This is a genomic window from Sulfuricurvum sp., assembly GCF_028681615.1.
GTDB lineage: Bacteria > Campylobacterota > Campylobacteria > Campylobacterales > Sulfurimonadaceae > Sulfuricurvum.
The window spans coordinates 15,203-35,547 of record NZ_JAQUHV010000002.1 but is presented as its reverse complement, the minus strand read 5'-3'; the positions used below and the strand labels follow the sequence as shown (position 1 = coordinate 35,547).

Below are 20,345 nucleotides of genomic sequence, written 5' to 3'. Positions count from 1 at the left end.
ATGAGTGCTGAATTATCCGAAAAATTTTTAGTTTTTGCCACTTTTTTGCCACTTTAGATGGGTAAAAATGACTAAATTTGACTAACTAAATTGATTTTTCTTAAATTTTGAAGGTCTTTGAAGTGCCTATTTTAGGGGGATTTGCCCTATATGTAGGACTTTTGAAAATTATACCCCGTGGTTCTGATCCCAGATGCGAATGTGTAATCGATCCGAATAGATAAATCCGCGCAGCTTGCAAAACTCGATTACCGCTTCGCAGTTCGCTTCGATGTGGGCTTTGTCGCCTCCGAGCGGCATACAATACACCGGCGTATAAGGATGAAGGGCAATGATCTCATCGATTTCGGATTCGATATGGCTTACCAGAGAGGGTTCATCCACGGTAAATTTAAAAAAACTCTCTTTTGCGTTAGCGATAATTTCCCCATACACCTCAGGCTTGATCCGTTTCTCTATTGGTTCACCGCTGTTTGAGAGTTTTACCGAAAGAGCATAGGTTGCCTGTTTGTAAAAAGGAAAACGTTTAAAATCGGGAGCAATCGTCGCATTGGTCTCAAATGTCACCCGATGGCCGTGACCGATCAGATAATCGATGAATTCGACAAAAATCGGCTCATTCGCATAGATCAGCGGTTCTCCACCTGTCAGTACGACGTCGACATGAGGGGGCAAACGGTATCCGTTCATAATCCAAATCAATGTTTGAAGCTCTTCAATCTCCTGCCACAATTCGCCGAATGCTTTGCGATCGACGGCATAAACCGTATCACATCCCAAAATTTCCGAACCGTCCGGTGCACTCTCGCGGCATCCGAACCCTTCGCATTTGAGATTGCAGCCGCCAAATCTAAAAAACAAAGACGGAACGCCCGTATATTTACCCTCACCCTGAACGGAGTAAAAATGTTCTACTAAATAAAGCATCTCACCCCCCGGTTTCGTAAAACGCACGGCTTGAAACTTCGGAATCTCCTTCGCTCCAGCGATTTTTTTCCGGCTTCGTCCGAATCACCTCTTTGAGCACTAATGCCGCTTCTTTGATATCTCCGCGTCTTACCGCATCACGGATCGACATCGCTTCATCAAAATAGAGACATGGGATCAAATTCCCCTCAGCCGTTAAACGGATACGATTGCATTTGGTACAAAAATCGTCCTTATGCGGTTCAATGATCCCGAACTCATAACCGTCTTCAAGTTTATAATAGTGCGACGGTGAGTGACCGTCAAATCCTTCGTCTACATACGAATAACGGCTTCCGATTATGTCTAGTAATTCGATGCTGTTCATCCCTTTGATATCTACTTCGGCATGGACATTTTCCATATATTCGATAAACCGGACTACCATCCCTCTGGCTTTGCAGTATTCCAAAACATCGAGAACTTCGGACTCATTGAGCCCTTTCATCGGAACCATATTCACTTTGACTTTCAAACCGACGCGCAATGCTTCTTCAACGCCTTCAAGAACCTGTCGAAGTACATCTTTTTTTGCAATGGTTTCGGCAACCTCCGGTTTGAGCGAATCGATCGACACATTCAGACGACGCAATCCTGCATCATAAAGTTTTTGTGCAGACCCTTTTAGCAAAAATGCGTTGGTAGTCATCGCCAAATCAATATCGTTTTTATAATCATAAATCAGTTTGATGAATTTATCGAGATCTTCTCGAAGCAGCGGTTCACCGCCGGTGATACGAATTTTTTTTATTCCTTCATCTATTGAAACTTTGATGAATTCAAACAACTCTTCAAAACTGAGCAAATTTTCTTTTGGAACCCATGAAAAAGGTTTTTCCGGCATGCAGTATTGACAGCGAAAATTACACCGTTCCGTCACTGAAACACGTAAATAATCGACCGTTCTGCCATAACTATCTATTAACACATATATCCTTGAAAAAATCCTAAAATTAGGAGCAATGCGCGATAGTACCTAAAAGTTGTTTTGAGTTTTATTTATTGGGGGAATTAGAGGAAGAACCCCCGGAGGGGGTTACAATATTACCAGCCGCGGACGACTGCGTGACATGCGGTACACGCATCCACGATTTCAGAATACGATTTGTGAGCTTTAGAATACTCTTTTTTATCCAATGCTTTAATTAAATCATTGGATGCGCTGTCAATACGTTTTGCCGCATTAAACGCGATATTACTCATATGCTGTTTGTCTTTTGGAAGATACTTTTTAGTGGCATCGACATCGTGGAAAAGAGCATCTGCTTTTTGAATCTCGCTAACTCCGCCTTTGATCAATGCAGGGGAATTGTAAAGAAATCCTTTCTGAACGTTGCTCAAACCGTTTTCCATTTGACTCATATTAAGAGCCAAAGTATCGTCTGCCATAGCACCTGAAGTGATAAGGGCAGAGAGAGCCAAAATTTTAATCATTTTCATCTGTTACTCCTCGTAAAGGTGCACCTTAGTGCACCTCCTCCCAAATTTTGCGTTTCCATAGATAGGCAAGGAACGCGAACACTACCATGTATGCCATTACCCAGATACCGAGACTGTTACGTTCTGCTTTTTTAGAGTCACCGATCTCTTCCATATACGCGATAACTTCTTCTTGCGCTTTTTCATTCAAGCCCACACGCGGCATTGAAGTCCCTTTGAGCAATACTTGAGGATCGTTTACAAAACTGTGAAGGTAGTGTTCACCACGGCTTTTAATGTACTGAGACAAATCCGGAGGTGTTGTACCCATATAGGTTTTTAGGTTCTCTTCAGGAGTCGTTGCTTCAATTCCGGCATATTGCATATTGTGACAACGTCCGCATGCTGCTTCAAAAGTCGCTTTATGGCCCGCTTTATCATCGCTTACTTTTACAGCAATTGATTGTAAATAAGCAACAATGTCCATAATGTCTTGAGGAGCCATCCAGTTGTAAGCAGGCATCGGGAATTGTTTCCCACTCTCTGCATTGTATTTGTGTTGTAAATGCATTGCACTGACCGGATCAAATACAAAATTCGCCAAGAAGTTTGCATCATAGATGCGTCCTGCATGACTCAAATCCGGCGGAACAACACCGTATGATGCAGCCGCATCGGCGTTACTCATAACAGCAGGGTGACCTGCCGCTTCGATCGCATGACAAGCGATACAGTTTGCTTCTACAAGCGCTTTTCCGTTTTCAGCATTACCGGTTAATTTGGTATCTACATTTTTAACATCTTGGAACGTAAAATCGGCTGGAGCCACTTCAGGATGCATGACGCTATGTGCATACGGTTCGATTCCATAATACGTAATCCCGACAAGAATCAGGATTACGGCTAAAATTTTAAATTCTTTCATTATTTTCTACCTGCCTTTTTAGCTTCCATCTTCGTAATGAACGGTAATGAGAGGAACAATACCAAGAACGTCAATGACGCACCGAAACCAACCCATGCATTAGGACCGGTCGGAGGCAATTTACCAAACTCTGTCAATACCATTAAATCTACCATCAAAATCCAGAACCAATATTTGAAGAATGGACGTTGATTAGCCGGTTTAACCGTAGGCGAACGATCTAACCAAGGAATTACAAGGAAAATAACGTTAGCAAAACCAAACGCCATCAATCCAAGAGATTTACCTGAAATACCCGCAATTTCAAAGAACCAACCACGCAATACTTCGTAGCTCCACAAGAAATACCACTCAGGATAAATATGTGCCGGAGTTTTAAGACCGTTTGCTTTGTCAAAGTTGATCGGATCCATTGCAAAACTGTAATGGAAGAACACCAAATAGAAGAAGAAAATCAAAAACACACCCATAACGAATACGTCTTTTGACAAGAATACCGGCCAGAAAGGGATAACTTTAGACCCTTTTTTATCACCTGCAAGGTATTTTTCTGATTCTGCCTCATAATCAAAGAACTCACCTTTTTCATTATTAACGTGAGGGAAACGAAGTGAATAGAAGTGGAATACGATAGCACCCAAAATCGCCAATGGAATCAACAATACGTGCAACATGAAGAAACGAGTCAACGTCGCATCCGCTACATAGAAGTTACCGCGAATCCAAACAACCAAATCATCACCGATGAAAGGGATACCGCCGAAGATTTCAGTAATAACGTATGCCGCCCAATATGACATTTGCCCCCATGGAAGCATATATCCGCTGAACCCTTCTGCCGAGAAGAGCATGAACAACAACATCCCTGAAATCCAGATCATTTCACGTCCCTTTTTGTAAGAGCCGTAATAGATACCTGTAAACATATGGATATAGATAATCAAGAAAACAACCGAAGCACCTACCGCATGAATATGGCGGAACAACCAGCCGTACGCTACTTCTTGCATGATAGTGTAGTTTACACTGTCAAACGCCATATTAACGTCCGGTTTGTAATACATCAACAAGAAAATACCTGATACTAAAAGCATCGTAAAGAGCATGGTTAACAATACACCCATTGCCCACAAGAAATTGATATTTTTCGGAATCCAATATTCCGTCATCATCACTTTCGCGAAATTGACAACGCCAAGGCGTTGGTCAAACCACTCAAGCATAGAATCTGCTTTTTTAAATTTTGCCATTTCGCCCCCCTTACGCTTTCGCCGTCATTTTTTTGTATTCCGGACCTTCATCGCCTAGGACGAGGGTTGTACCGTCAATTTTGAACGGAGGAATATCGAGCGGACGCGGAGGAGGTCCAAACGTATTAACACCGTCCGGACTGTACTCACCACCGTGACAAGCACATTTGAATAGTTTTTTGTCTTCTTCATAACCCGGGATACAACCGAGGTGTGTACAAAGACCGATCATAACAGCATAGTAATGATCACCGACTTTGACACTGCGGCCATCTGTCGGTTTCATATCTTCGGTGTATTTGAGGATAAATACCGGTTTACCCCGCCATACAACGATATCGAGTTTGTTGGCTTCCAAGCCTGATACGTCTACCGTTGTAAAACCGGCAGACATAACGCTTGGAAGCGGATCCCATGTTTTTTTCATCGCAATGAGAGAGGCAACCCCTCCGACTGCGGCAACGGCACCAAAGGCTTTACCAATAAACCCTCTTCTGCTTTCGTCCATCATAGCCATCTCACTTAATTTGGAAATTTAACCCTACATCATAAGTTAAAAAGGTTTAAGTTTCTATAAATTGAAAGTTTTTCTTATGAATTCAATTACTTTAGTGTTACTTTTTTCAAATGTGTGATAAGAATTTGATATAGCTTTATTTATCGTTTGCATAAGCTGTTCTTGGGATAATTCTGTAATAATCGGGATTGAAAGCGACTCAAATAACGGAATAAAATCATTTGTATAGTCAACGCGTTGTAAATAAATCGGTTTACCGCCGCTTATTAAGTTTTGAAGTACCGCTTGGGGAGATCCGCTGACCAAAATATCGCTTTTTCGAATTACTTCATCGTACGATTCCGAGTCGTAAATCGTTTTAAAACTCTCTTTTAGAGCATTGTCATATCCGAGAAAATGGTAAAAGCCCATCAATAAATCCATATGTAATGGGGCAAAAAGGGATTGGTTGGCTTCTAAATCTTTTTCGTAATCATCATCTCCGTAAAAGAGTGAAAGGGGAATTGTTTTGGGAAGTGCTTCATAATAACGTTCATTGACGATAACCGCTTTACAAATCCCCTCACCTTCCAGATAAGGAGAAATCAGAAATTCTTTGTCGTGCTTGGTATCTGAAACATCATCACTGATACGGATAAAAGTGGAAAAGAACTGCGTCATATCCTCCAAAAGCGTAGGGTTGATCTCTGCCGAATCAAAAATGATCTTGTCACCGTGATGAGCGATTTGAGGGATATTCCGAACCAAATCGACTCCGACCGAGCGTTTGATCCCAAATTCTTTTGCTTCTGCCGCAATCCGAAAATCGGAACAAAGGAGGGTAATATCAATCTCTTTTTGCAGTTCGGTAACAATAGCAACAGCACGGTGAAAACGGTCAAGTCCGATACGGTGTCCCGTATGGACATAATAAAAATAACGCATATTAGATATCCTTAATTTTTTCGTTGTGCCATTTTAATGTAGATATGGAGTATATCAAGAGCGGCAGGGGTCATACCGCTGATTTGGGATGCCGCCTGCAACGTCGGCGGATTGAATTTAAAGAGTTTATCTACGATCTCATTGGAGAGTCCCGAAACCGTTTTAAAATCAAAATTTTCCGGAATAGCGATATGAAGCATTTTGGACATCCGCTCGATATCATCGCTTTGTTTCTCGACGTAACGGGCGTATTTGGCTTCGATTAGGATCTGCTCTTGGATATAGGGATCGAGTTCCGCAAAACTTGGGATCAGTTTTACCAATTTTTCGAGTTCAAAACTTTTACGCGAGACAAGCTGCGTAGCGGTGAGTTTATCGGTGATATGTTCTTCATCGATTGAAGCCAAAAATGCCAAAAACTCTTTGTTCGGAGTATAGACGGTCTCTTCGAGCAATTTCAGCCCATCAGCAATCTGAGTTCGTTTCATCTCGATACGTGCCATCTGGGCATCATCGATGAGCCCCAACGCATGACCGTAACGTCCCAAACGCAAATCGGCAGTCTCTTCACGAAGCAACAGTCGATATTCGGCGCGGGAGGTGAACATGCGGTATGGTTCTTTCGTCCCTTTGGTCACCAAATCATCGATCAATACCCCAATGTAGGCTTCATCCCGGCGCAAAACGAGAGGCTCTTTGCCTTGGAGACTAAGAGCGGCATTGATCCCCGCCATCATCCCCTGTGCAGCCGCCTCCTCGTACCCCGTCGTTCCGTTAATCTGTCCGGCACAGTAGAGATTTTTGACTTTTTTCGTCTCCAGCGTGTGTTTCAGCTCGGTCGGATCGACGTAATCGTACTCGATCGCATAGCCGTATCGAACGATTTTCGCATTCTCCATCCCATGTACCGAATGGATCATGGCACGCTGAACATCAGGGGGAAGTGACGTGGACATCCCGTTGATATAGCATTCGGTATTCTCTGCTGTTTGAGGTTCGATAAAGAGATGGTGACGCTCTTTGTCACGGAAGCGGTTGATCTTATCTTCAATGCTAGGGCAATAACGCGGCCCTACCCCCTCGATCTGACCTGTAAAAAGTGGCGCGCGGTGGAAGTTCCCCTCGATCAGGCTATGGGTCTCTTCGTTAGTGTAGGCGATGTAGCACGGGAGCTGTTTTTTCGTCCGTGCAAATTCAACTCGATCGGTGCGGAAACTAAACGGATTCGGGAGTTCATCGCCGTCTTGGATCTCCATGACGCTAAAATCGATGGATGAGCTATCGACGCGTGGGCAGGTTCCTGTTTTAAGCCGCCCGACATTCAGTCCCGCTTCGCGGAGAGAATCGGTAAGCCCTTTCGCCGGGAATTCGCCGAAACGTCCCGCCTCCTGAGTGATCTCTCCGATATGCACCACCCCATTCAGAAATGTCCCCGTCGTCAAAATCACCTTCTTTGCGCGGTATTCGTTTAGCAAATGGGTGCGGACTCCGACGACTGTCCCCTCTTCGATGATGAGGGCATTGACTGTCTCCTGTATCAAAGACATATTCGGGGTTGTGAGTATCTTGTTACGGGCAATCACACGGTAGCGATCCATGTCGATCTGTGCACGGCTTCCGCGCACAGCTGGCCCTTTCGTTATGTTGAGAATACGAAACTGGATACCCGCTTCATCGGTGAGTAATCCCATCTCTCCGCCAAGCGCATCGAGTTCGCGTACCAAATGTCCTTTTGCCAGTCCGCCGACGGCAGGGTTACAGCTCGTCGCTCCCACCTGCTCAGCTAAAATCGAGACCATCAGGGTATTTTGTCCCATACGTGCCGAAGCGAGTGCCGCTTCGATTCCGGCGTGTCCTCCGCCAACGACGATTACGTCATATGTCATTATTACTTCTTTACATAGATTATTAATGCAATTATAGCTTCTCATGTTGAAACCTATAAAAATACAAAGGAAAAATACTCTACAATTAAGCAAAACTTTTAATGACGAGTGATTGCCATGAATAACGACAAAGCCCTAACATTGGAAGAGATGCTGAAAAATTACAGCCCCGAACCCCTCGAATACGACCCCGAAGTCGACGGCGGAGATGAGTACCTTGTCCGAGAAGAGCTCCTCAAAAAGAAAGAGGAACTCAAAGACGTTGTGAGCAAGCTTAAAGAAAAACAGCGCGAAAGCAGAAAAGTGCGCCGCTAAAGTGCACTTGGCTATAATCCGCGAAAAAGAGAAAAAAGAACTATGATCCAAGAAGCTTTCGACGCATTTAATGCCCAAAATTATTCTAAAGCTTTAGAACTTTTCGAAACACTGGCTATCCAAAACAACCCTACGGCCCTCTCCTCGCTGGGATACATGCACCAAAAAGGGCTGGGGGTTGAGAGTTCGCTAGAGCGTTCCTTTCTCCTTTATTCTCAGGCTGCAGAGTTAAATGAACCTGCCGCACTTTACAATATTGCACTCATGTACGCGGATGGCGTGGTCGTTGAGCACGATCAATTCAAATCGTATGAGTTGATGCTTCGTGCCGCCATACTCGAATTCCCTCAGGCACAATTTGAAGCGGCTTTGGCATTGGAGCGGGGTCTCGGATGTGTCCAAAATTTCTCCGAAGCGGCATTTTGGTACGAAGAGGCCGCTAAACGGGGGAATGCCAATGCCTTCAACAACCTCGGTGTCCTTTATAAAGAAGGGCATGGCGTACCGCAAGACTACGCCAGAGCCTTTATCTGTTTTTCCCGTGCCGCCAATGCCAACCTCGCCGAAGGACAGTACAATCTTGGGCTGATGTACGATCAGGGGCTCGGATGCGATATGAATAACGACACTGCACTGGAATGGTGCCGAAAAGCAGCCTACAACGGTCATGAAAAAGCGAAAAGCATTATCCGTTCTTTGCAAGAAGAGGGTAAAATAGTTTTTTAAATAATTCTGCCTCGTAATGAGGCAAGCTTTAGCGCCTTAGCGGCTAGCGCAGTCAAAGGGATTTTATTCCTTTGGCGTTCAAAATTAGTGGTAAAAGGGGTTTGATGTTTACAGGTTTGATTCGGGAGATGGCAACAGTAAAAAGTTTCGGCGGTAACCGTCTAGCTCTGAAAGCCGCCCATAAACCCAAACTCGGCGACTCCATCGCAATCAACGGTACCTGCCTCTCGGTGGTCAGTATCGAGAGTGACGGTTTTTCCGTCGAACTCTCCCCCGAAACCCTCTCCCATATCGCCACCGAAAAATTCTCCGGCAAAGTTCATATCGAACCGGCTATGATGATGGGAGATCGATTTGAGGGACATATTGTCCAAGGACACGTCGATACCATCGGAACGATCCGATCCATCACCGACAACGGTAACAGCTATGACGTGATCGTCGATGTCGATGCCGAGTTTATCCCTCTCATCCCTCCGAAAGGTTCCATCACCATCGACGGTATCAGTCTCACAGTCAATGAAGTGATGGGGGATGCGTTCCGACTCACCATTATCCCCATCACGATGCGTGAAACTCTCTTCGGAACCTATAAAAAAGGGACGCGGGTCAACATCGAAACCGATGTATTTGCCCGCTATATGCGTCATATCCTCACCTCATCCAATACAAAAACGATGAGTTGGAATGATGTTGACCACATCAGCGCCTTATATTAACCGTTATGAAAACCATTGAATGGATCATGATGGGAGCCTTTGTCGGAGGGCTTGTGCTTGCCTTCTACAAACTCTATCTCTTTTTCCCGAAAACCCGATTGGCCGATGACGATACGACACCCGAATCAGTAGAACTGTTAGAGCGGATTATGGTCGAGTGTAACAATTCCCACTCCCATCTGGACGAAGAATCTCTGTTTCAAATGATGACAGTGCACCATGATTTTGATTCGAAACACTTTTGGCGCTTTAACGAAAACCGCCTGCGCCACCTCATCGAGCATTATCGCCTTAAAGAGCCAAACTTTCGTCGCTAAGACTTTTAGCATTGGGGTTGCAAGTGATCTTATGCGCCATATCGACCTTCTCATACTCAACGAATTCCCGTTTTGAAGCAATCGTCGCATTACGATACCCCTCACCCCTATTCAAATAGACGTTCAATCCGTTTTCATACAGGGCCAGCCGCGTCGCAAGCGCTGTCGAATACGTCGTAATAATCCCATCGTCACCCATCAGCCTAGCAATATCGGCGAAATACTCCCGTGTCCAGAGTACGGGATTAACCGAAGGACTAAAGGCATCCTGATAACAGATATCCCACTCACCATCGAGATCGCGCATGGCAACTCGCGCATCGATAATCTCAACTGTAATTTGTGTCCGTTCATCCTCATACCCGCCCAGCGTCGCAATATCGGTGATGATGTTTCGATACGGTTCAAAGATTTCGGGATAGGGAAAGTCGACAAGTGAGGATACAAGATCACCGTCGAGTTCGGGGGAGTAGATTTCGAGAGTCGTATTTGGGAAAAAGGTATCACGATAATAGAGACTAAGGAGGGTATTAAACCCCAAACCGAAACAGATATCGATGAGTCGAAGGTGATCTTTTTTACTATAAAGTGTAAAGGCGGGTTCGATATGTTTTTTGAGCGATTCGTTCAGAGCACCGTCTTTGGTCGAATGGTAATGTTCGTCATATTCACTGCTGTATGCGGTATAACTGCCGTCTTCACTCTTTACCCACTCTTTTGCCATCGGTTTCTCCACATTTATTCTTCATCAAATTATATCTTTAAAGAGGCTGCCACAGAGCTTTAATCCCAAAAACGATAAATTGAGCCGCAATCGCTCCGACCACCAATCCCATAATCCTCGTCATAATTTTCAATCCGACAACACCCAGAACTCTTGTCAAAAAGATAGCATTTTTCAATGTTAAATAAATAATCAAACCGGAGATTACCACAGCCATAACGAGTAAAGAAATATCTATGAAATTAACACTTTTTGCTTTAAAAATCATGAGGGTAGATATCAGCCCCGGACCAAATAAAATGGGGATTCCGATAGGGATAATAGAGATATTTTCTTTCAATATCGCCTCTTTTGACTCTTCGAGTGAGTGTGATGTTTCGGGGATTTTTCCCTGCAGCATATTAATAGACATCAATAGCAAAACAATGCCACCGATCACCATCACAGAAGAGGGGGTAATCCCAAAAAGTTCAAAAATAGCATTCCCTAAAAAAATGGTTACAAATGAAGCAATCATAACCGTCCATGTAGCTTTTTGACTAATCTCTTCCGTATCTTCTTTAGTAAGAGCAGATGGGGAGGAGGAAATCATAATGGCCGCAGCTGCGATGGGGTTTAGGATGGTGATCAAACCGACCGAATAATGCAGGAGTGTCTGTAAGTGGACAAAATAATTGAACTCCATTTGTTTTTCCTTGATTGTGACACTTCGAAACTTTTCGTATTATATCTTTTCAAACCTATTCTACCTTTTTACCTTCACAAACTATATTTGGCAAACCATTTCTCCACTTCATCGACCACATAATCCACTTTGCCACCTGTTACTTTCTGATGATACGGTAACGGTTAATAAAATCTGCCTCTAAAAATAGATTTAGTATGTTTCAAAAAATTAAAAATTACTGTATAGTATTGTTATTTGCAATGCTACAACATTTTTACTCATTCAAAATGAAAAAGAGTTTAACGTTTATAATGCTTCTCTTCGTGGTAGTCATGATTAGTGGATGTGGTGAGACATGGCAAGGTGCAAAAAATGATACGATTGATAACGCCCAATGGAGCAAAGACACGGTCAATGATGGGGCTAAAAACTTAGAGAAAAAAAAACTGATTGATCCCAGAGAATCTAGATAATAAATAAATTATTATAACAGGAGATCCAAGTATGAAAAGACATGTGTTTATAAGTTTAATTGCAGTGCTGATGTTTTTGGCGGGTCATGTTGAAGCAAAAAAAATCACTCTCGAAACGGGAGAAAAATACCATCAGGGAGACCTCACCGTCACTTGCGGTCAACCGTTAACTGATGGTGTAGCCTTGGCTCTTAAGGACTGCCAGTATTGGGACGATTTTAATAAAAAGTGTCTGTTTGAAACAACGACGTATACATACAAAAATCTTGAATGTATTGAAGAATGTCAGCACTGGGAAGAGTTCTTCAGCAGGTGTCATTATCAAACAAAGTGTACTTTCTATCCGGCCAAGAAGTTATTTGTGCGAACTACGTGCGATAAGTATGACGAGTTCAATAAAATTTGTATGAAAACAAGTGATATAAAAATTGGGCCTTGATCCAGCGGAACATAATAGTTTTCGAGCCATCTTTCATTATTTCTCTGGAGATACCTTTATAGCCAGCCATACAACACCTTTCGGATTTCATTGCATTAAAATTTTATCATAGCCCATTACCCCACATATGCATCTTTTTAGCTACAATCACATCATTTCCCTCTATCAAATCGATGATCGTATTTGCCGCACGAAATTCTGCTTTTTCCAATAAAGCTTCGATGTCTGAAGTCTCCATCACTCCGCGCTCTTGAACAATAATAACCTCAGCGGAGTTTTCCAAAGAACGGTATACAAGCTGTAATAGTTTTAGCGGGAAGGTATGAAGGTGTAAAACATCTTGGAGGATGATGGTTTCATAATCACGTGTGGCCGAACGGATCGGAGAACTAAAATCTTTAATCGCATCACACTTACCGATAACGGCAGAAGAATACTCATCATGCTCCCCCGGGTAAAGGGAAAGATCGACCGTCGCATTAAACGGTTCCAAAAAGGTACATACCTCTTCAATAAGACTATCGGCATGAGAAGTCGCCACCAGAATCTTCATCTGAGGCGAGGTTTGAAACAGATCGCAAAATGAAGTCATAAAATTCACTTTTAGTGGATTTTCAAGCACTTATGTGCGTGAGCTTCCCGCTGAGGGAAACCCAGTGTTAACGCAGCCAATCGGGATGCATTCCGATGGCGTTAAAATCACAATGATAAATCGTGAAGTTCTCTGAATAAATAGGCTTCGACGATGTCATCGATACTACGCTGTGTATGGGCGACTAAGACCATCATCTGATTGTCGATAAACTCCATCACCGGCTCGTAGTTCCCTGTAACGATTACCGCATCGAGCCATCCTTCGATTTCGGACCGGTCGGTGTAGAAATTAATCTCGACAACTTGTCCCTCTTCAACTTCGACCGTTGCCCAATGGGTTGCCGATAAAATTCCGGTCAGTTCGCTCCCTTGGGTATCATCCCCGTTCATCGGTAATAAAAGCAGCATGATCAATCGACCTTTGCTATATCAAGCTTTAACGCTTCGTTATCCATGATATCGATATCTTTGCGTAAGATTTCGGTTGCTATCGCTTTTGCATCTTCGAGTGAATGCATTGTGTAGGTCCCGCACTGGTAAATGTTCAGCTCAGGAATATCACTTTGTTTTTCAACGGCGAGAACATCCTTCATCGATGCTTCCCACGCTTCCGCGACCTCTTCTTCGCTAGGAGTCCCGATAACACTCATATAAAAACCGGTTCGGCATCCCATCGGAGAGATATCGATAATCTCCGTCTTATCAGAGTTGAGATGATCTCGCATAAATCCTGCAAACAAATGTTCCATCGTATGGATGCCCTCTTGTGACAAGATGGCTTCGTTAGGACGGCAGAAACGCAGGTCAAATACGGTGATATCATCGCCTTTGGGCGTTTTCATCCCTTTGGCACGTCGTACGGCAGGTGCGGGCATAATAGTGTGATCAACGGTAAAGCTATCGAGTAATGGCATGAAAATCCTTGAAAAACGATCTTTAATTTTGGCAATAGTAACATATTTCATCCTTACATCACTGTAATTTGATGACTAATAAAAAGATCTTATTTTTCGAATGTTAGAAGATACCGGAAGATAAAAAATAGTGCGGGAAGATTTAAATCAGTAGCGCAATCAAGCGCTCCTGATTTATTTAATAGCCGTCAAGGCAGTTTGAAATGCTGATAAATGATTATAGGAACCTGCACGCAGGTTTTCAAATACTTGCACTACATCTGCAGGCATACCTTGCTCATATGTAACGATATCGGTAATGTCTTTTTCTTCAATCGCCACACCGACATTTAATCCTGCAGATAAAGAAGTCGATCCTTGAACGATAAGGATATTATATAAATTTTGCAATTCCGGAAGTACAAATACTCCAATCACAGCCTCATTTATTTTTGAAATATCTACATTGTATTTCTTACATAGGTTTTCTACAGAATCCATATGCGTTTGTTCTGATAAAGCAATATTTGAAAATGTAGATGCACTCGGATATTTAGTACCCAAGGTAATGTATACATCTCGGGCAACTTTCTCTTCCTGATACATAAATAATAATGCTGCTTTTTGCGTATCAGACAATCCAACACTTGAAGTTGTCGTCTTTGCATATAAAGACCAAACCAACACAAACAACGTAACTATGGCAAGTCGTATACTTCTCTTCATCTTTAACCTTTTTTCTTTTATTTAGAGAAAAGATACCATTGATGTGTTAGCGAAGTGTTAGCAACTTGTCAATGATTTATAAAAAATTCAGCGCAGTTCTTTCATATTAGAAAAAAGTTCCATTGGCAATCTTTTTTCTATCGTTCCTTCAATTGGACGAATTTCGACATTACAAATCGATTCTTTGAGTTCTTCGGCCAGTTTTAACAGTTCTTCTTTACTTTCTCGTTTGGCAATCCCTCGGGCGGAACATCCGGTAGCATTTAGGTGGTTATAGGTCATACGATACATTATAATAATCCAATAATTGTTTTAGTAATAACGATAAAGCAAAGAGAGTTCCAAGATAATTTAAAAAAAGGGTATGTAGAGAAGAAAAGCGGGGGTAAAGCGTGGAAGCAGGTGTCTGTTAGACACGTGCCTCTTCACGACGTTGAAGACGTTCCCACTCTTTATCGACACGTGTTTGCCACTCATCGATAAGGTATTCGTATTGTTTGGTGAAAAGGTGTTTGAAACGCCCTTGTGCACCAAGATAATCACGAACCGGGATAATATTTTTAGGACGGTACGTAATGTTCAATTCCGTACCGTTGATGATTTCATACAATGGGAATACCAATGAATCGGTTGCCAAATCAGAGATGGCGATTGTATCTTCCGGCGCAAATTTCCACTCGGTCGTACATGCAGACATCGCATTGATGAAAACCGGACCCTCTGCTGCAAATCCTTTTTGGATTTTTGCGACCATATCTTTCCATTTGTTCGGAGCGACTTGCGCGACGTATGGAGCACCGTGTGCCGCCATAATTCCCATCATGTCTTTTTTGTTTTTCTTCTCACCGTAGCTCACGCGTCCGGCAGGAGTTGTAGTAGCCGACGCACCGATAGGTGTAGATGATGAACGCTGTCCACCGGTATTTGCATACACTTCATTGTCCAAACATACGTACATCATGTTATGTCCGCGCTCGAAACATCCTGAAATCCATTGGAAACCGATATCGTACGTTGCACCGTCACCGCCGAATGCGACGAATTTAGGTACGCGATCCGGTTGTTTTAAACGACCTTTGGTTTTAAGCGCTTTATACATCGCTTCCGCACCTGCTACTGCAGATGAGCCGTTTTCGAATCCGATGTGAATCCATGAAGCATCCCATGAAGTATATGGATAAACTGCCGTACATACTTCCAAACATCCTGTTGAAGCTGCAAGGATCAAATCATCGTTCGTTGCATTTAACACTTCACGGACGATAATCGAGTGGGCACAGCCCGGGCAAAGAAGGTTAGCCCCTTCAAAGCGATCCGCCGAAGTGGAGAACTCTTTGAGGTTTTTAATTTTTTTAATTTCTGACATAAGGGCTCCTTAGAAAAAAGAGAGTTTCGGTCCGCGAAGACCGATGTACTGCTGTAACGGAGTGGTAACTTTACCGGCATCCGCATTTGCTTTAAGATCTGTATAGATACTCACTAAGTGTGCTTTGGTCAAGTCACGTCCGCCCAATCCGTAGATATAGTTCGTCAATACCGCTTTGGTATCGGTGTTAAACAACGTACCTGAAATCTCATTGAAAAGTGCTCCAACCGTACCGTGCGGGCTTGAGCGATCCAATGCTGCAATCGCTTTAACGTCTTTGAGTACAGCCGCAAGTTGTTCCAACGGCCATGGACGGAATACACGGATACCGACAACACCCGCTTTGATACCCTGAGCGCGCATCTCTTCAGCCACTTCGCGAGCCGTTTCAACCGACGTACCCATACAGACGACTGCTACTTCCGCATCTTCCATATCGTAAGCTTCAACAATGTTATATTTACGACCGGTCAATTTTTCAAAATCATCAAATGCTGCTTGGATTTTTGGCAATACTGCGGTCATCAAAGCATGTTGCTGACGTGCTTTGTGTTCGAAATGCCAATCTTCTTCCGTTTGTACCCCATGGGTTACCGGATGGTCAAGATCGAGCATATCGTTCATCGGTTTGTATTGACCCACGAAATTGTATGCCGCTTCGTCTGTTAGGGTGTGAACCCCTTGAGCCGTGTGAGACGTCATAAATCCGTCTTGATGAACCATAGCCGGTAAACGGACATCATGGTCTTCTGATACTCTAAACGCAATGAAGTTCAAATCATATGCGTTTTGCGGGCAATACGAATCAAGTTGAATCCAACCGCTATCGCGTCCCATATACATATCCGAATGGTCGCCGTTTACGTTCAACGGCGCACCGATAGCACGGTTAACAACGTTAAGAACGATCGGTAAGCGCATTCCCGATGCAGAGTAAAGAGTCTCTACCATCAACGCAAATCCTTGTGAACTGGTAGCAGTTGCTACACGTCCGCCCGCAGCAGCAGCACCGATACAACATGACATTGCACCGTGTTCTGATTCTGTCATAACGAATTCACCGTCAACATAGCCGTTTGCCGTAAAACCGGCATAATTTTCTACGATAGGAGTCGATGGGGTAATCGGGTAAGCAGCAACAACGTCAACTTGTACCTGACGAAGCGCTTGGCTTGCCGCCATATTACCGTCCCAGACTTCAATATCGCGTAGTTCCATTGTATCTGCCATTAGTCTTCCTTCACTTCGGTATCAGCTTTTTTCTCTTTTTTAGGCCATTCGGCAAGCGCTGTTTCTTCATCTTTTTGTTCAGGGAACATCAATAATGATTTTGGGTTTGTCGGACATACTTCTACGCAGATCCCGCACCCTTTACAATGGTCAAAATCGATTCCGATCATTTTTTTATCACGAGCAATGATCGACATATCCGGACAATAAACCCAGCAGAACTGACAATCAATGCAGTAGTCTTTGTTAAACAAAGGTTTTTCAATACGCCAGTCAGCAACACTCGCCGTAAATGAGTTTGATACTGAATAAGGGCGATTTTCGGGAAGCGTAGTCGCGATATCGCGTGTAGCTCCGTCAAACGATCGGAGCATGGCACCGATTTCGAACCCATCCCATCCTTTTTTTTCCATCATGTGCTCCTTATTTCACTTCATCATACGCGCGTTGAATCGCGATCATATTAGCATCGATAATTTTTTGAGGCAATTTTTTAAGTACTTTAATCATACTCTCTTTGAAAAACTCAATATCATACATACCGGATACTTTCATCAATGCACCCAACATAGGTGTATTAGGGATCGCTTTACCGATTGTTTCTTGAGCAATTTTAATACAGTCGACCGTATAAACTTTTCTACCTTCCAATTTTGGTTGAGACGCAATCAGCTCATCCGTACTCATGTGGGTCGTAACGATATAAATAGTATTATCTTTTTCGTTTGCCGTAATGTCTGCTACGTATACTAACGCAGGGTCAATAACCAAAACATAGTCAGGTCTCATAAATTTTTCGTGGTTCATAACCACTTTATCGTCGACACGGTTATACGCTGTCATAGCTGCTCCACGTTTCGCTGAACCGTAAAACGCAAATGCCTGAACATGCTTACCGGTGGTAGATACAACGTCAGCAAGACCTTTTGCACCTGTTACGGCACCTTGTCCGGCTCGACTATGCCATCGAATTTCTAGCATGAATTCTCCCTCTGACTTAAGTTTAAGTTGAATTTTATCAATACGTGTATTCTATGAAAGTTGCTCTTAAATGTAGCTTTTCGCCCGCTACGAGCTTTAAAACCAAAGATGAAGTGTTACTTTCAGCCCCTCTGGGCAATGTATCTAACCGCTTCGAGAGCATCAGATTTTATAATATCTGTTAATGTGAGTAATTGTTCTGCATTATCATAACCGCTTGTAACCGCAACGCAGTTGATCCCTGCACGGTTGGATGCTTCGATATCCAAAAGCGTATCTCCGATCATCCACACATGAGAAGACGGATTTCCCATCTGCTCCAAAGCTTTAAAAATCGGCTCAGGATGGGGCTTTGCATATTCGACATGTTCCCGCCCTACCAATGTCTCAAAATAGTGCATCAACTCAAAATGTTCCATCAGTTCTCGTGAATACAGCCCTGTCTTCGTCGTAACAATTCCTAATCGTGCAAAGGATGATGCTTCACGAATCGCTTCTGCAGCACCGGGTAGCAACACCGTCTTTTGACGCGATATCTTACGGTAATACAATTTATAGGTCGTCACATGCATTTCGATACGTTCGGCATCTATTCCTACAGCTGCGAACATTGTTTCTAACGTATGTCCGATCTGTGATGTGATCATCTCGTCACTTACTGTTTTTGCCATACCATGAGCTTTAAGCGTATGATGGAAACTCTCTAAAATCGCTTCGGTCGAATCGATCAAAGTTCCGTCTAAATCAAACAAAATAATTTTTTTCATTTCTTCTCCCAATCAATATAATCTTCCCAAATTCCGTTAATCGTCGGTTTGATTCCTGAAAGACGACGGCTGTACACATTAATCTCATTCGGGATGACCAAAAACAAATAAGGATTATCCCCGACGATAGAGGCAAAAATCTGACGCTGTAATGCGGCAATCGTCTCAGGGTCGGTTGAACTCTCCATCCGCTCAATCAATCTGTCCGTGGAGGCAGAATGATACCCGACCAAATTGAACCCTCCCTGTACATCACTCTCGGAATGCCACAACGCATACGGATCAGGGGTTAGGGAGAGCGACCATCCGAGCAACACGGTATCAAATTTACGCGGAGCGACAACCGTGTTTAAAAATGCCTGCCATTCCATGACCCGCAACGTCACTTTAACTCCGATTTCGAGCAATTGCCGTTGTATGATCTCTGCGGCATACGGACGGATAGCATTTGAATTGGAGGTTGCTATCTCAAACTCAAACGGATGCACCGAATCATACCCTGCTTCTTTGAGCAGTGCTTTTGCCTGACTCAGATTTTGTTTCGGCGCTTGTATAGAATCATTAAATCCTTTGCTTCCGGGTAAAAAAGGACCCGTACATACACGTCCGTGTTTTAAAAACAAAATATCGATCAATTTCTGTCGGTCAATGGCCAAAGATAAGGCTTGACGGACACGGGGATCTTGAAATTTTTTAAGCCGGAGGTTGAATCCCAAATAGGTATAGCTGTGCGAAGGGAGTTCCAGCGTTGCAAAATTCTTTTTGAAGCTTTTATCCAGCTGCCGTTCATACTGCATCGGCTCGAGCGAATCCACATCGATTTGACCCGATTTCAGCATCAAAAACCGTGTCATCGGATCACTGATGACATGAAAAACGATTTTATCAATCTTCGGTCTGTGTTCAAAATATTCCGGATTTGCTTCTAAAACAATCTGTTTTGAAAACTCCAGCTGTTTCAAAATATAGGGACCCGTCCCTATGGGATGAGTATTAAACGTTGAACTCATTATATCGGTATCATGAATCAGAATATGGCGCGGTACAATCCCCATCATCCACACTTCCAATGCTTTGAAATACGGTTTTTCATACGTTACACGCACCGTATAATCATCTACGATTCTGACGTTTTTTATGACCCGAAAGTCGGAGGCATAAGGGGTAATCGTTTTAGGGGATTTAATCAGATCATACGTAAAAAGTACATCTGCGGCGGTGAAAGGTTCTCCATCCTGCCATTTGACCCCGTGTCGAAGCTTAAACTCAATAATCGTAGGGGTGACGAAGCGATACGATTCGGCCAAATCGCCGATAATTTTTTGACCGCTTTCATCGTATTTGACCAGTGCATTAAAGATAAATCCGGAGATAGAAGCACTCGCCGAATCGGTTGCGATAAGGGGATTAAGGCGTGCCGGATTCGTGGAGGCACTGAGATGAAGTGTCGATGCTATCAGCCAAACACTTTGTAAAAGAAGTAGTACAAATTTCAATCAATGCCTGCTTTTTGATGAGATT

General features: G+C 43.3%; 27 protein-coding genes. 6 read left to right on the top strand and 21 right to left on the bottom strand.

Annotation, left to right across the window (positions count from 1 at the left end; translation table 11 throughout):
* Nucleotides 1–168 precede the first annotated feature (168 nt).
* From PHE37_RS03345 to mnmG, 8 genes are all read right to left on the bottom strand, one after another.
* Nucleotides 169–927: a 7-carboxy-7-deazaguanine synthase QueE gene (locus PHE37_RS03345; protein WP_299996411.1), complete on the bottom strand. Its 759-nt coding sequence runs from the start codon at nt 925–927 to the stop codon at nt 169–171.
* A 1-nt stretch (nt 928) separates the two neighbouring features.
* A complete protein-coding gene (moaA, locus tag PHE37_RS03340) occupies nt 929–1,894 on the bottom strand; it encodes a GTP 3',8-cyclase MoaA (protein ID WP_299996409.1) in 966 nt (321 codons plus the stop codon).
* A 116-nt stretch (nt 1,895–2,010) separates the two neighbouring features.
* On the bottom strand, nt 2,011–2,406 hold the full coding sequence (locus tag PHE37_RS03335; protein WP_299996223.1) for a hypothetical protein: 396 nt from the start codon (nt 2,404–2,406) through the stop codon (nt 2,011–2,013).
* A gap of 25 nt (nt 2,407–2,431) precedes the next feature.
* The gene (locus PHE37_RS03330; protein WP_299996220.1) at nt 2,432–3,310 is read right to left on the bottom strand and encodes a c-type cytochrome; all 879 of its coding nucleotides are present in this window, start codon (nt 3,308–3,310) and stop codon (nt 2,432–2,434) included.
* Nucleotides 3,310–4,560 carry a cytochrome bc complex cytochrome b subunit gene (locus PHE37_RS03325; protein ID WP_299996218.1) on the bottom strand — a complete coding sequence of 417 codons (1,251 nt, stop codon included), beginning with the start codon at nt 4,558–4,560 and terminating at the stop codon, nt 3,310–3,312. Before PHE37_RS03325 ends, PHE37_RS03330 begins: the two co-directional genes overlap by 1 nt.
* 10 nt (nt 4,561–4,570) lie before the next feature.
* On the bottom strand, nt 4,571–5,071 hold the full coding sequence (locus PHE37_RS03320) for a Rieske 2Fe-2S domain-containing protein (protein ID WP_299996215.1): 501 nt from the start codon (nt 5,069–5,071) through the stop codon (nt 4,571–4,573).
* Between the two features lie 60 nt (nt 5,072–5,131).
* Nucleotides 5,132–6,001 carry a hypothetical protein gene (locus PHE37_RS03315; protein ID WP_299996212.1) on the bottom strand — a complete coding sequence of 290 codons (870 nt, stop codon included), beginning with the start codon at nt 5,999–6,001 and terminating at the stop codon, nt 5,132–5,134.
* An 11-nt stretch (nt 6,002–6,012) separates the two neighbouring features.
* Nucleotides 6,013–7,887 carry a tRNA uridine-5-carboxymethylaminomethyl(34) synthesis enzyme MnmG gene (mnmG, locus tag PHE37_RS03310; RefSeq protein ID WP_299996209.1) on the bottom strand — a complete coding sequence of 625 codons (1,875 nt, stop codon included), beginning with the start codon at nt 7,885–7,887 and terminating at the stop codon, nt 6,013–6,015.
* Between the two features lie 117 nt (nt 7,888–8,004).
* Here mnmG and PHE37_RS03305 point away from each other — a divergent pair, with 117 nt between their 5' ends.
* From PHE37_RS03305 to PHE37_RS03290, 4 genes are all read left to right on the top strand, one after another.
* Nucleotides 8,005–8,202: a hypothetical protein gene (locus PHE37_RS03305; protein ID WP_299996208.1), complete on the top strand. Its 198-nt coding sequence runs from the start codon at nt 8,005–8,007 to the stop codon at nt 8,200–8,202.
* Between the two features lie 42 nt (nt 8,203–8,244).
* Nucleotides 8,245–8,928, top strand: coding sequence for a tetratricopeptide repeat protein (locus PHE37_RS03300; RefSeq protein WP_299996205.1), 684 nt, complete (start codon nt 8,245–8,247; stop codon nt 8,926–8,928).
* 104 nt (nt 8,929–9,032) lie between these two features.
* Nucleotides 9,033–9,647: a riboflavin synthase gene (locus PHE37_RS03295; RefSeq protein ID WP_299996202.1), complete on the top strand. Its 615-nt coding sequence runs from the start codon at nt 9,033–9,035 to the stop codon at nt 9,645–9,647.
* Between the two features lie 5 nt (nt 9,648–9,652).
* Nucleotides 9,653–9,964: a hypothetical protein gene (locus PHE37_RS03290; protein ID WP_299996199.1), complete on the top strand. Its 312-nt coding sequence runs from the start codon at nt 9,653–9,655 to the stop codon at nt 9,962–9,964.
* Here the strand turns inward: PHE37_RS03290 and PHE37_RS03285 are convergent.
* Complete coding sequence (locus PHE37_RS03285) at nt 9,939–10,688, bottom strand: MnmC family methyltransferase (protein WP_299996196.1); 750 nt, start codon at nt 10,686–10,688, stop codon at nt 9,939–9,941. The genes PHE37_RS03290 and PHE37_RS03285 overlap by 26 nt on opposite strands.
* A gap of 37 nt (nt 10,689–10,725) precedes the next feature.
* Nucleotides 10,726–11,373 (bottom strand): MarC family protein, encoded by a 648-nt coding sequence (locus PHE37_RS03280; RefSeq protein ID WP_299996194.1) that lies wholly within the window; start codon nt 11,371–11,373, stop codon nt 10,726–10,728.
* A 197-nt stretch (nt 11,374–11,570) separates the two neighbouring features.
* Between PHE37_RS03280 and PHE37_RS03275 the strand changes: the two genes are divergently transcribed.
* Both PHE37_RS03275 and PHE37_RS03270 read left to right on the top strand, forming a co-directional pair.
* Nucleotides 11,571–11,828: a hypothetical protein gene (locus PHE37_RS03275; protein ID WP_299996191.1), complete on the top strand. Its 258-nt coding sequence runs from the start codon at nt 11,571–11,573 to the stop codon at nt 11,826–11,828.
* A 31-nt stretch (nt 11,829–11,859) separates the two neighbouring features.
* Nucleotides 11,860–12,267: a hypothetical protein gene (locus PHE37_RS03270; RefSeq protein WP_299996188.1), complete on the top strand. Its 408-nt coding sequence runs from the start codon at nt 11,860–11,862 to the stop codon at nt 12,265–12,267.
* 106 nt (nt 12,268–12,373) lie between these two features.
* On the opposite strand, the gene PHE37_RS03265 is transcribed toward PHE37_RS03270, so the two are convergent.
* The 11 genes from PHE37_RS03265 to PHE37_RS03215 form a co-directional block, all read right to left on the bottom strand.
* Nucleotides 12,374–12,859 carry a hypothetical protein gene (locus PHE37_RS03265; protein ID WP_299996186.1) on the bottom strand — a complete coding sequence of 162 codons (486 nt, stop codon included), beginning with the start codon at nt 12,857–12,859 and terminating at the stop codon, nt 12,374–12,376.
* A gap of 107 nt (nt 12,860–12,966) precedes the next feature.
* Nucleotides 12,967–13,269, bottom strand: coding sequence for a hypothetical protein (locus PHE37_RS03260; protein ID WP_299996183.1), 303 nt, complete (start codon nt 13,267–13,269; stop codon nt 12,967–12,969).
* A 2-nt stretch (nt 13,270–13,271) separates the two neighbouring features.
* Nucleotides 13,272–13,775, bottom strand: a complete 504-nt coding sequence (gene luxS, locus PHE37_RS03255) for an S-ribosylhomocysteine lyase (protein ID WP_299996181.1) — start codon at nt 13,773–13,775, stop codon at nt 13,272–13,274.
* A gap of 174 nt (nt 13,776–13,949) precedes the next feature.
* Nucleotides 13,950–14,480 (bottom strand): DUF2202 domain-containing protein, encoded by a 531-nt coding sequence (locus tag PHE37_RS03250; protein ID WP_299996178.1) that lies wholly within the window; start codon nt 14,478–14,480, stop codon nt 13,950–13,952.
* An 87-nt stretch (nt 14,481–14,567) separates the two neighbouring features.
* Nucleotides 14,568–14,762 carry a hypothetical protein gene (locus tag PHE37_RS03245; RefSeq protein ID WP_299996176.1) on the bottom strand — a complete coding sequence of 65 codons (195 nt, stop codon included), beginning with the start codon at nt 14,760–14,762 and terminating at the stop codon, nt 14,568–14,570.
* A gap of 127 nt (nt 14,763–14,889) precedes the next feature.
* Nucleotides 14,890–15,846, bottom strand: coding sequence for a thiamine pyrophosphate-dependent enzyme (locus PHE37_RS03240; protein ID WP_299996174.1), 957 nt, complete (start codon nt 15,844–15,846; stop codon nt 14,890–14,892).
* A gap of 9 nt (nt 15,847–15,855) precedes the next feature.
* Nucleotides 15,856–17,076, bottom strand: a complete 1,221-nt coding sequence (locus PHE37_RS03235) for a 2-oxoacid:ferredoxin oxidoreductase subunit alpha (protein WP_300008210.1) — start codon at nt 17,074–17,076, stop codon at nt 15,856–15,858.
* Entirely contained in the window at nt 17,076–17,489 is a 414-nt protein-coding gene (locus PHE37_RS03230) for a 4Fe-4S dicluster-binding protein (RefSeq protein WP_300008208.1), read from the bottom strand. The genes PHE37_RS03235 and PHE37_RS03230 overlap by 1 nt, the downstream gene beginning before the upstream one ends.
* Nucleotides 17,490–17,499: 10 nt before the next feature.
* On the bottom strand, nt 17,500–18,057 hold the full coding sequence (locus PHE37_RS03225; RefSeq protein ID WP_299997233.1) for a pyruvate flavodoxin oxidoreductase subunit gamma: 558 nt from the start codon (nt 18,055–18,057) through the stop codon (nt 17,500–17,502).
* A 122-nt stretch (nt 18,058–18,179) separates the two neighbouring features.
* The gene (locus tag PHE37_RS03220) at nt 18,180–18,824 is read right to left on the bottom strand and encodes an HAD family hydrolase (RefSeq protein WP_299997230.1); all 645 of its coding nucleotides are present in this window, start codon (nt 18,822–18,824) and stop codon (nt 18,180–18,182) included.
* Nucleotides 18,821–20,320, bottom strand: coding sequence for a peptide-binding protein (locus tag PHE37_RS03215; RefSeq protein ID WP_299997227.1), 1,500 nt, complete (start codon nt 20,318–20,320; stop codon nt 18,821–18,823). Before PHE37_RS03215 ends, PHE37_RS03220 begins: the two co-directional genes overlap by 4 nt.
* Between the last annotated feature and the right edge of the window lie 25 nt (nt 20,321–20,345).

Bases quoted from the DNA above. Each gene is read 5' to 3' on its own strand.
- PHE37_RS03345 (WP_299996411.1), bottom strand. From the start codon at position 927: ATGCTTTATTTAGTAGAACATTTTTACTCCGTTCAGGGTGAGGGTAAA.
- PHE37_RS03335 (WP_299996223.1), bottom strand. From the start codon at position 2,406: ATGAAAATGATTAAAATTTTGGCTCTCTCTGCCCTTATCACTTCAGGT.
- PHE37_RS03330 (WP_299996220.1), bottom strand. From the start codon at position 3,310: ATGAAAGAATTTAAAATTTTAGCCGTAATCCTGATTCTTGTCGGGATT.
- PHE37_RS03325 (WP_299996218.1), bottom strand. From the start codon at position 4,560: ATGGCAAAATTTAAAAAAGCAGATTCTATGCTTGAGTGGTTTGACCAA.
- PHE37_RS03320 (WP_299996215.1), bottom strand. From the start codon at position 5,071: ATGATGGACGAAAGCAGAAGAGGGTTTATTGGTAAAGCCTTTGGTGCC.
- PHE37_RS03315 (WP_299996212.1), bottom strand. From the start codon at position 6,001: ATGCGTTATTTTTATTATGTCCATACGGGACACCGTATCGGACTTGAC.
- mnmG (WP_299996209.1), bottom strand. From the start codon at position 7,887: ATGACATATGACGTAATCGTCGTTGGCGGAGGACACGCCGGAATCGAA.
- PHE37_RS03305 (WP_299996208.1), top strand. From the start codon at position 8,005: ATGAATAACGACAAAGCCCTAACATTGGAAGAGATGCTGAAAAATTAC.
- PHE37_RS03300 (WP_299996205.1), top strand. From the start codon at position 8,245: ATGATCCAAGAAGCTTTCGACGCATTTAATGCCCAAAATTATTCTAAA.
- PHE37_RS03295 (WP_299996202.1), top strand. From the start codon at position 9,033: ATGTTTACAGGTTTGATTCGGGAGATGGCAACAGTAAAAAGTTTCGGC.
- PHE37_RS03290 (WP_299996199.1), top strand. From the start codon at position 9,653: ATGAAAACCATTGAATGGATCATGATGGGAGCCTTTGTCGGAGGGCTT.
- PHE37_RS03285 (WP_299996196.1), bottom strand. From the start codon at position 10,688: ATGGCAAAAGAGTGGGTAAAGAGTGAAGACGGCAGTTATACCGCATAC.
- PHE37_RS03280 (WP_299996194.1), bottom strand. From the start codon at position 11,373: ATGGAGTTCAATTATTTTGTCCACTTACAGACACTCCTGCATTATTCG.
- PHE37_RS03275 (WP_299996191.1), top strand. From the start codon at position 11,571: ATGTTTCAAAAAATTAAAAATTACTGTATAGTATTGTTATTTGCAATG.
- PHE37_RS03270 (WP_299996188.1), top strand. From the start codon at position 11,860: ATGAAAAGACATGTGTTTATAAGTTTAATTGCAGTGCTGATGTTTTTG.
- PHE37_RS03265 (WP_299996186.1), bottom strand. From the start codon at position 12,859: ATGACTTCATTTTGCGATCTGTTTCAAACCTCGCCTCAGATGAAGATT.
- PHE37_RS03260 (WP_299996183.1), bottom strand. From the start codon at position 13,269: ATGCTGCTTTTATTACCGATGAACGGGGATGATACCCAAGGGAGCGAA.
- luxS (WP_299996181.1), bottom strand. From the start codon at position 13,775: ATGCCATTACTCGATAGCTTTACCGTTGATCACACTATTATGCCCGCA.
- PHE37_RS03250 (WP_299996178.1), bottom strand. From the start codon at position 14,480: ATGAAGAGAAGTATACGACTTGCCATAGTTACGTTGTTTGTGTTGGTT.
- PHE37_RS03245 (WP_299996176.1), bottom strand. From the start codon at position 14,762: ATGACCTATAACCACCTAAATGCTACCGGATGTTCCGCCCGAGGGATT.
- PHE37_RS03240 (WP_299996174.1), bottom strand. From the start codon at position 15,846: ATGTCAGAAATTAAAAAAATTAAAAACCTCAAAGAGTTCTCCACTTCG.
- PHE37_RS03235 (WP_300008210.1), bottom strand. From the start codon at position 17,076: ATGGCAGATACAATGGAACTACGCGATATTGAAGTCTGGGACGGTAAT.
- PHE37_RS03230 (WP_300008208.1), bottom strand. From the start codon at position 17,489: ATGGAAAAAAAAGGATGGGATGGGTTCGAAATCGGTGCCATGCTCCGA.
- PHE37_RS03225 (WP_299997233.1), bottom strand. From the start codon at position 18,057: ATGCTAGAAATTCGATGGCATAGTCGAGCCGGACAAGGTGCCGTAACA.
- PHE37_RS03220 (WP_299997230.1), bottom strand. From the start codon at position 18,824: ATGAAAAAAATTATTTTGTTTGATTTAGACGGAACTTTGATCGATTCG.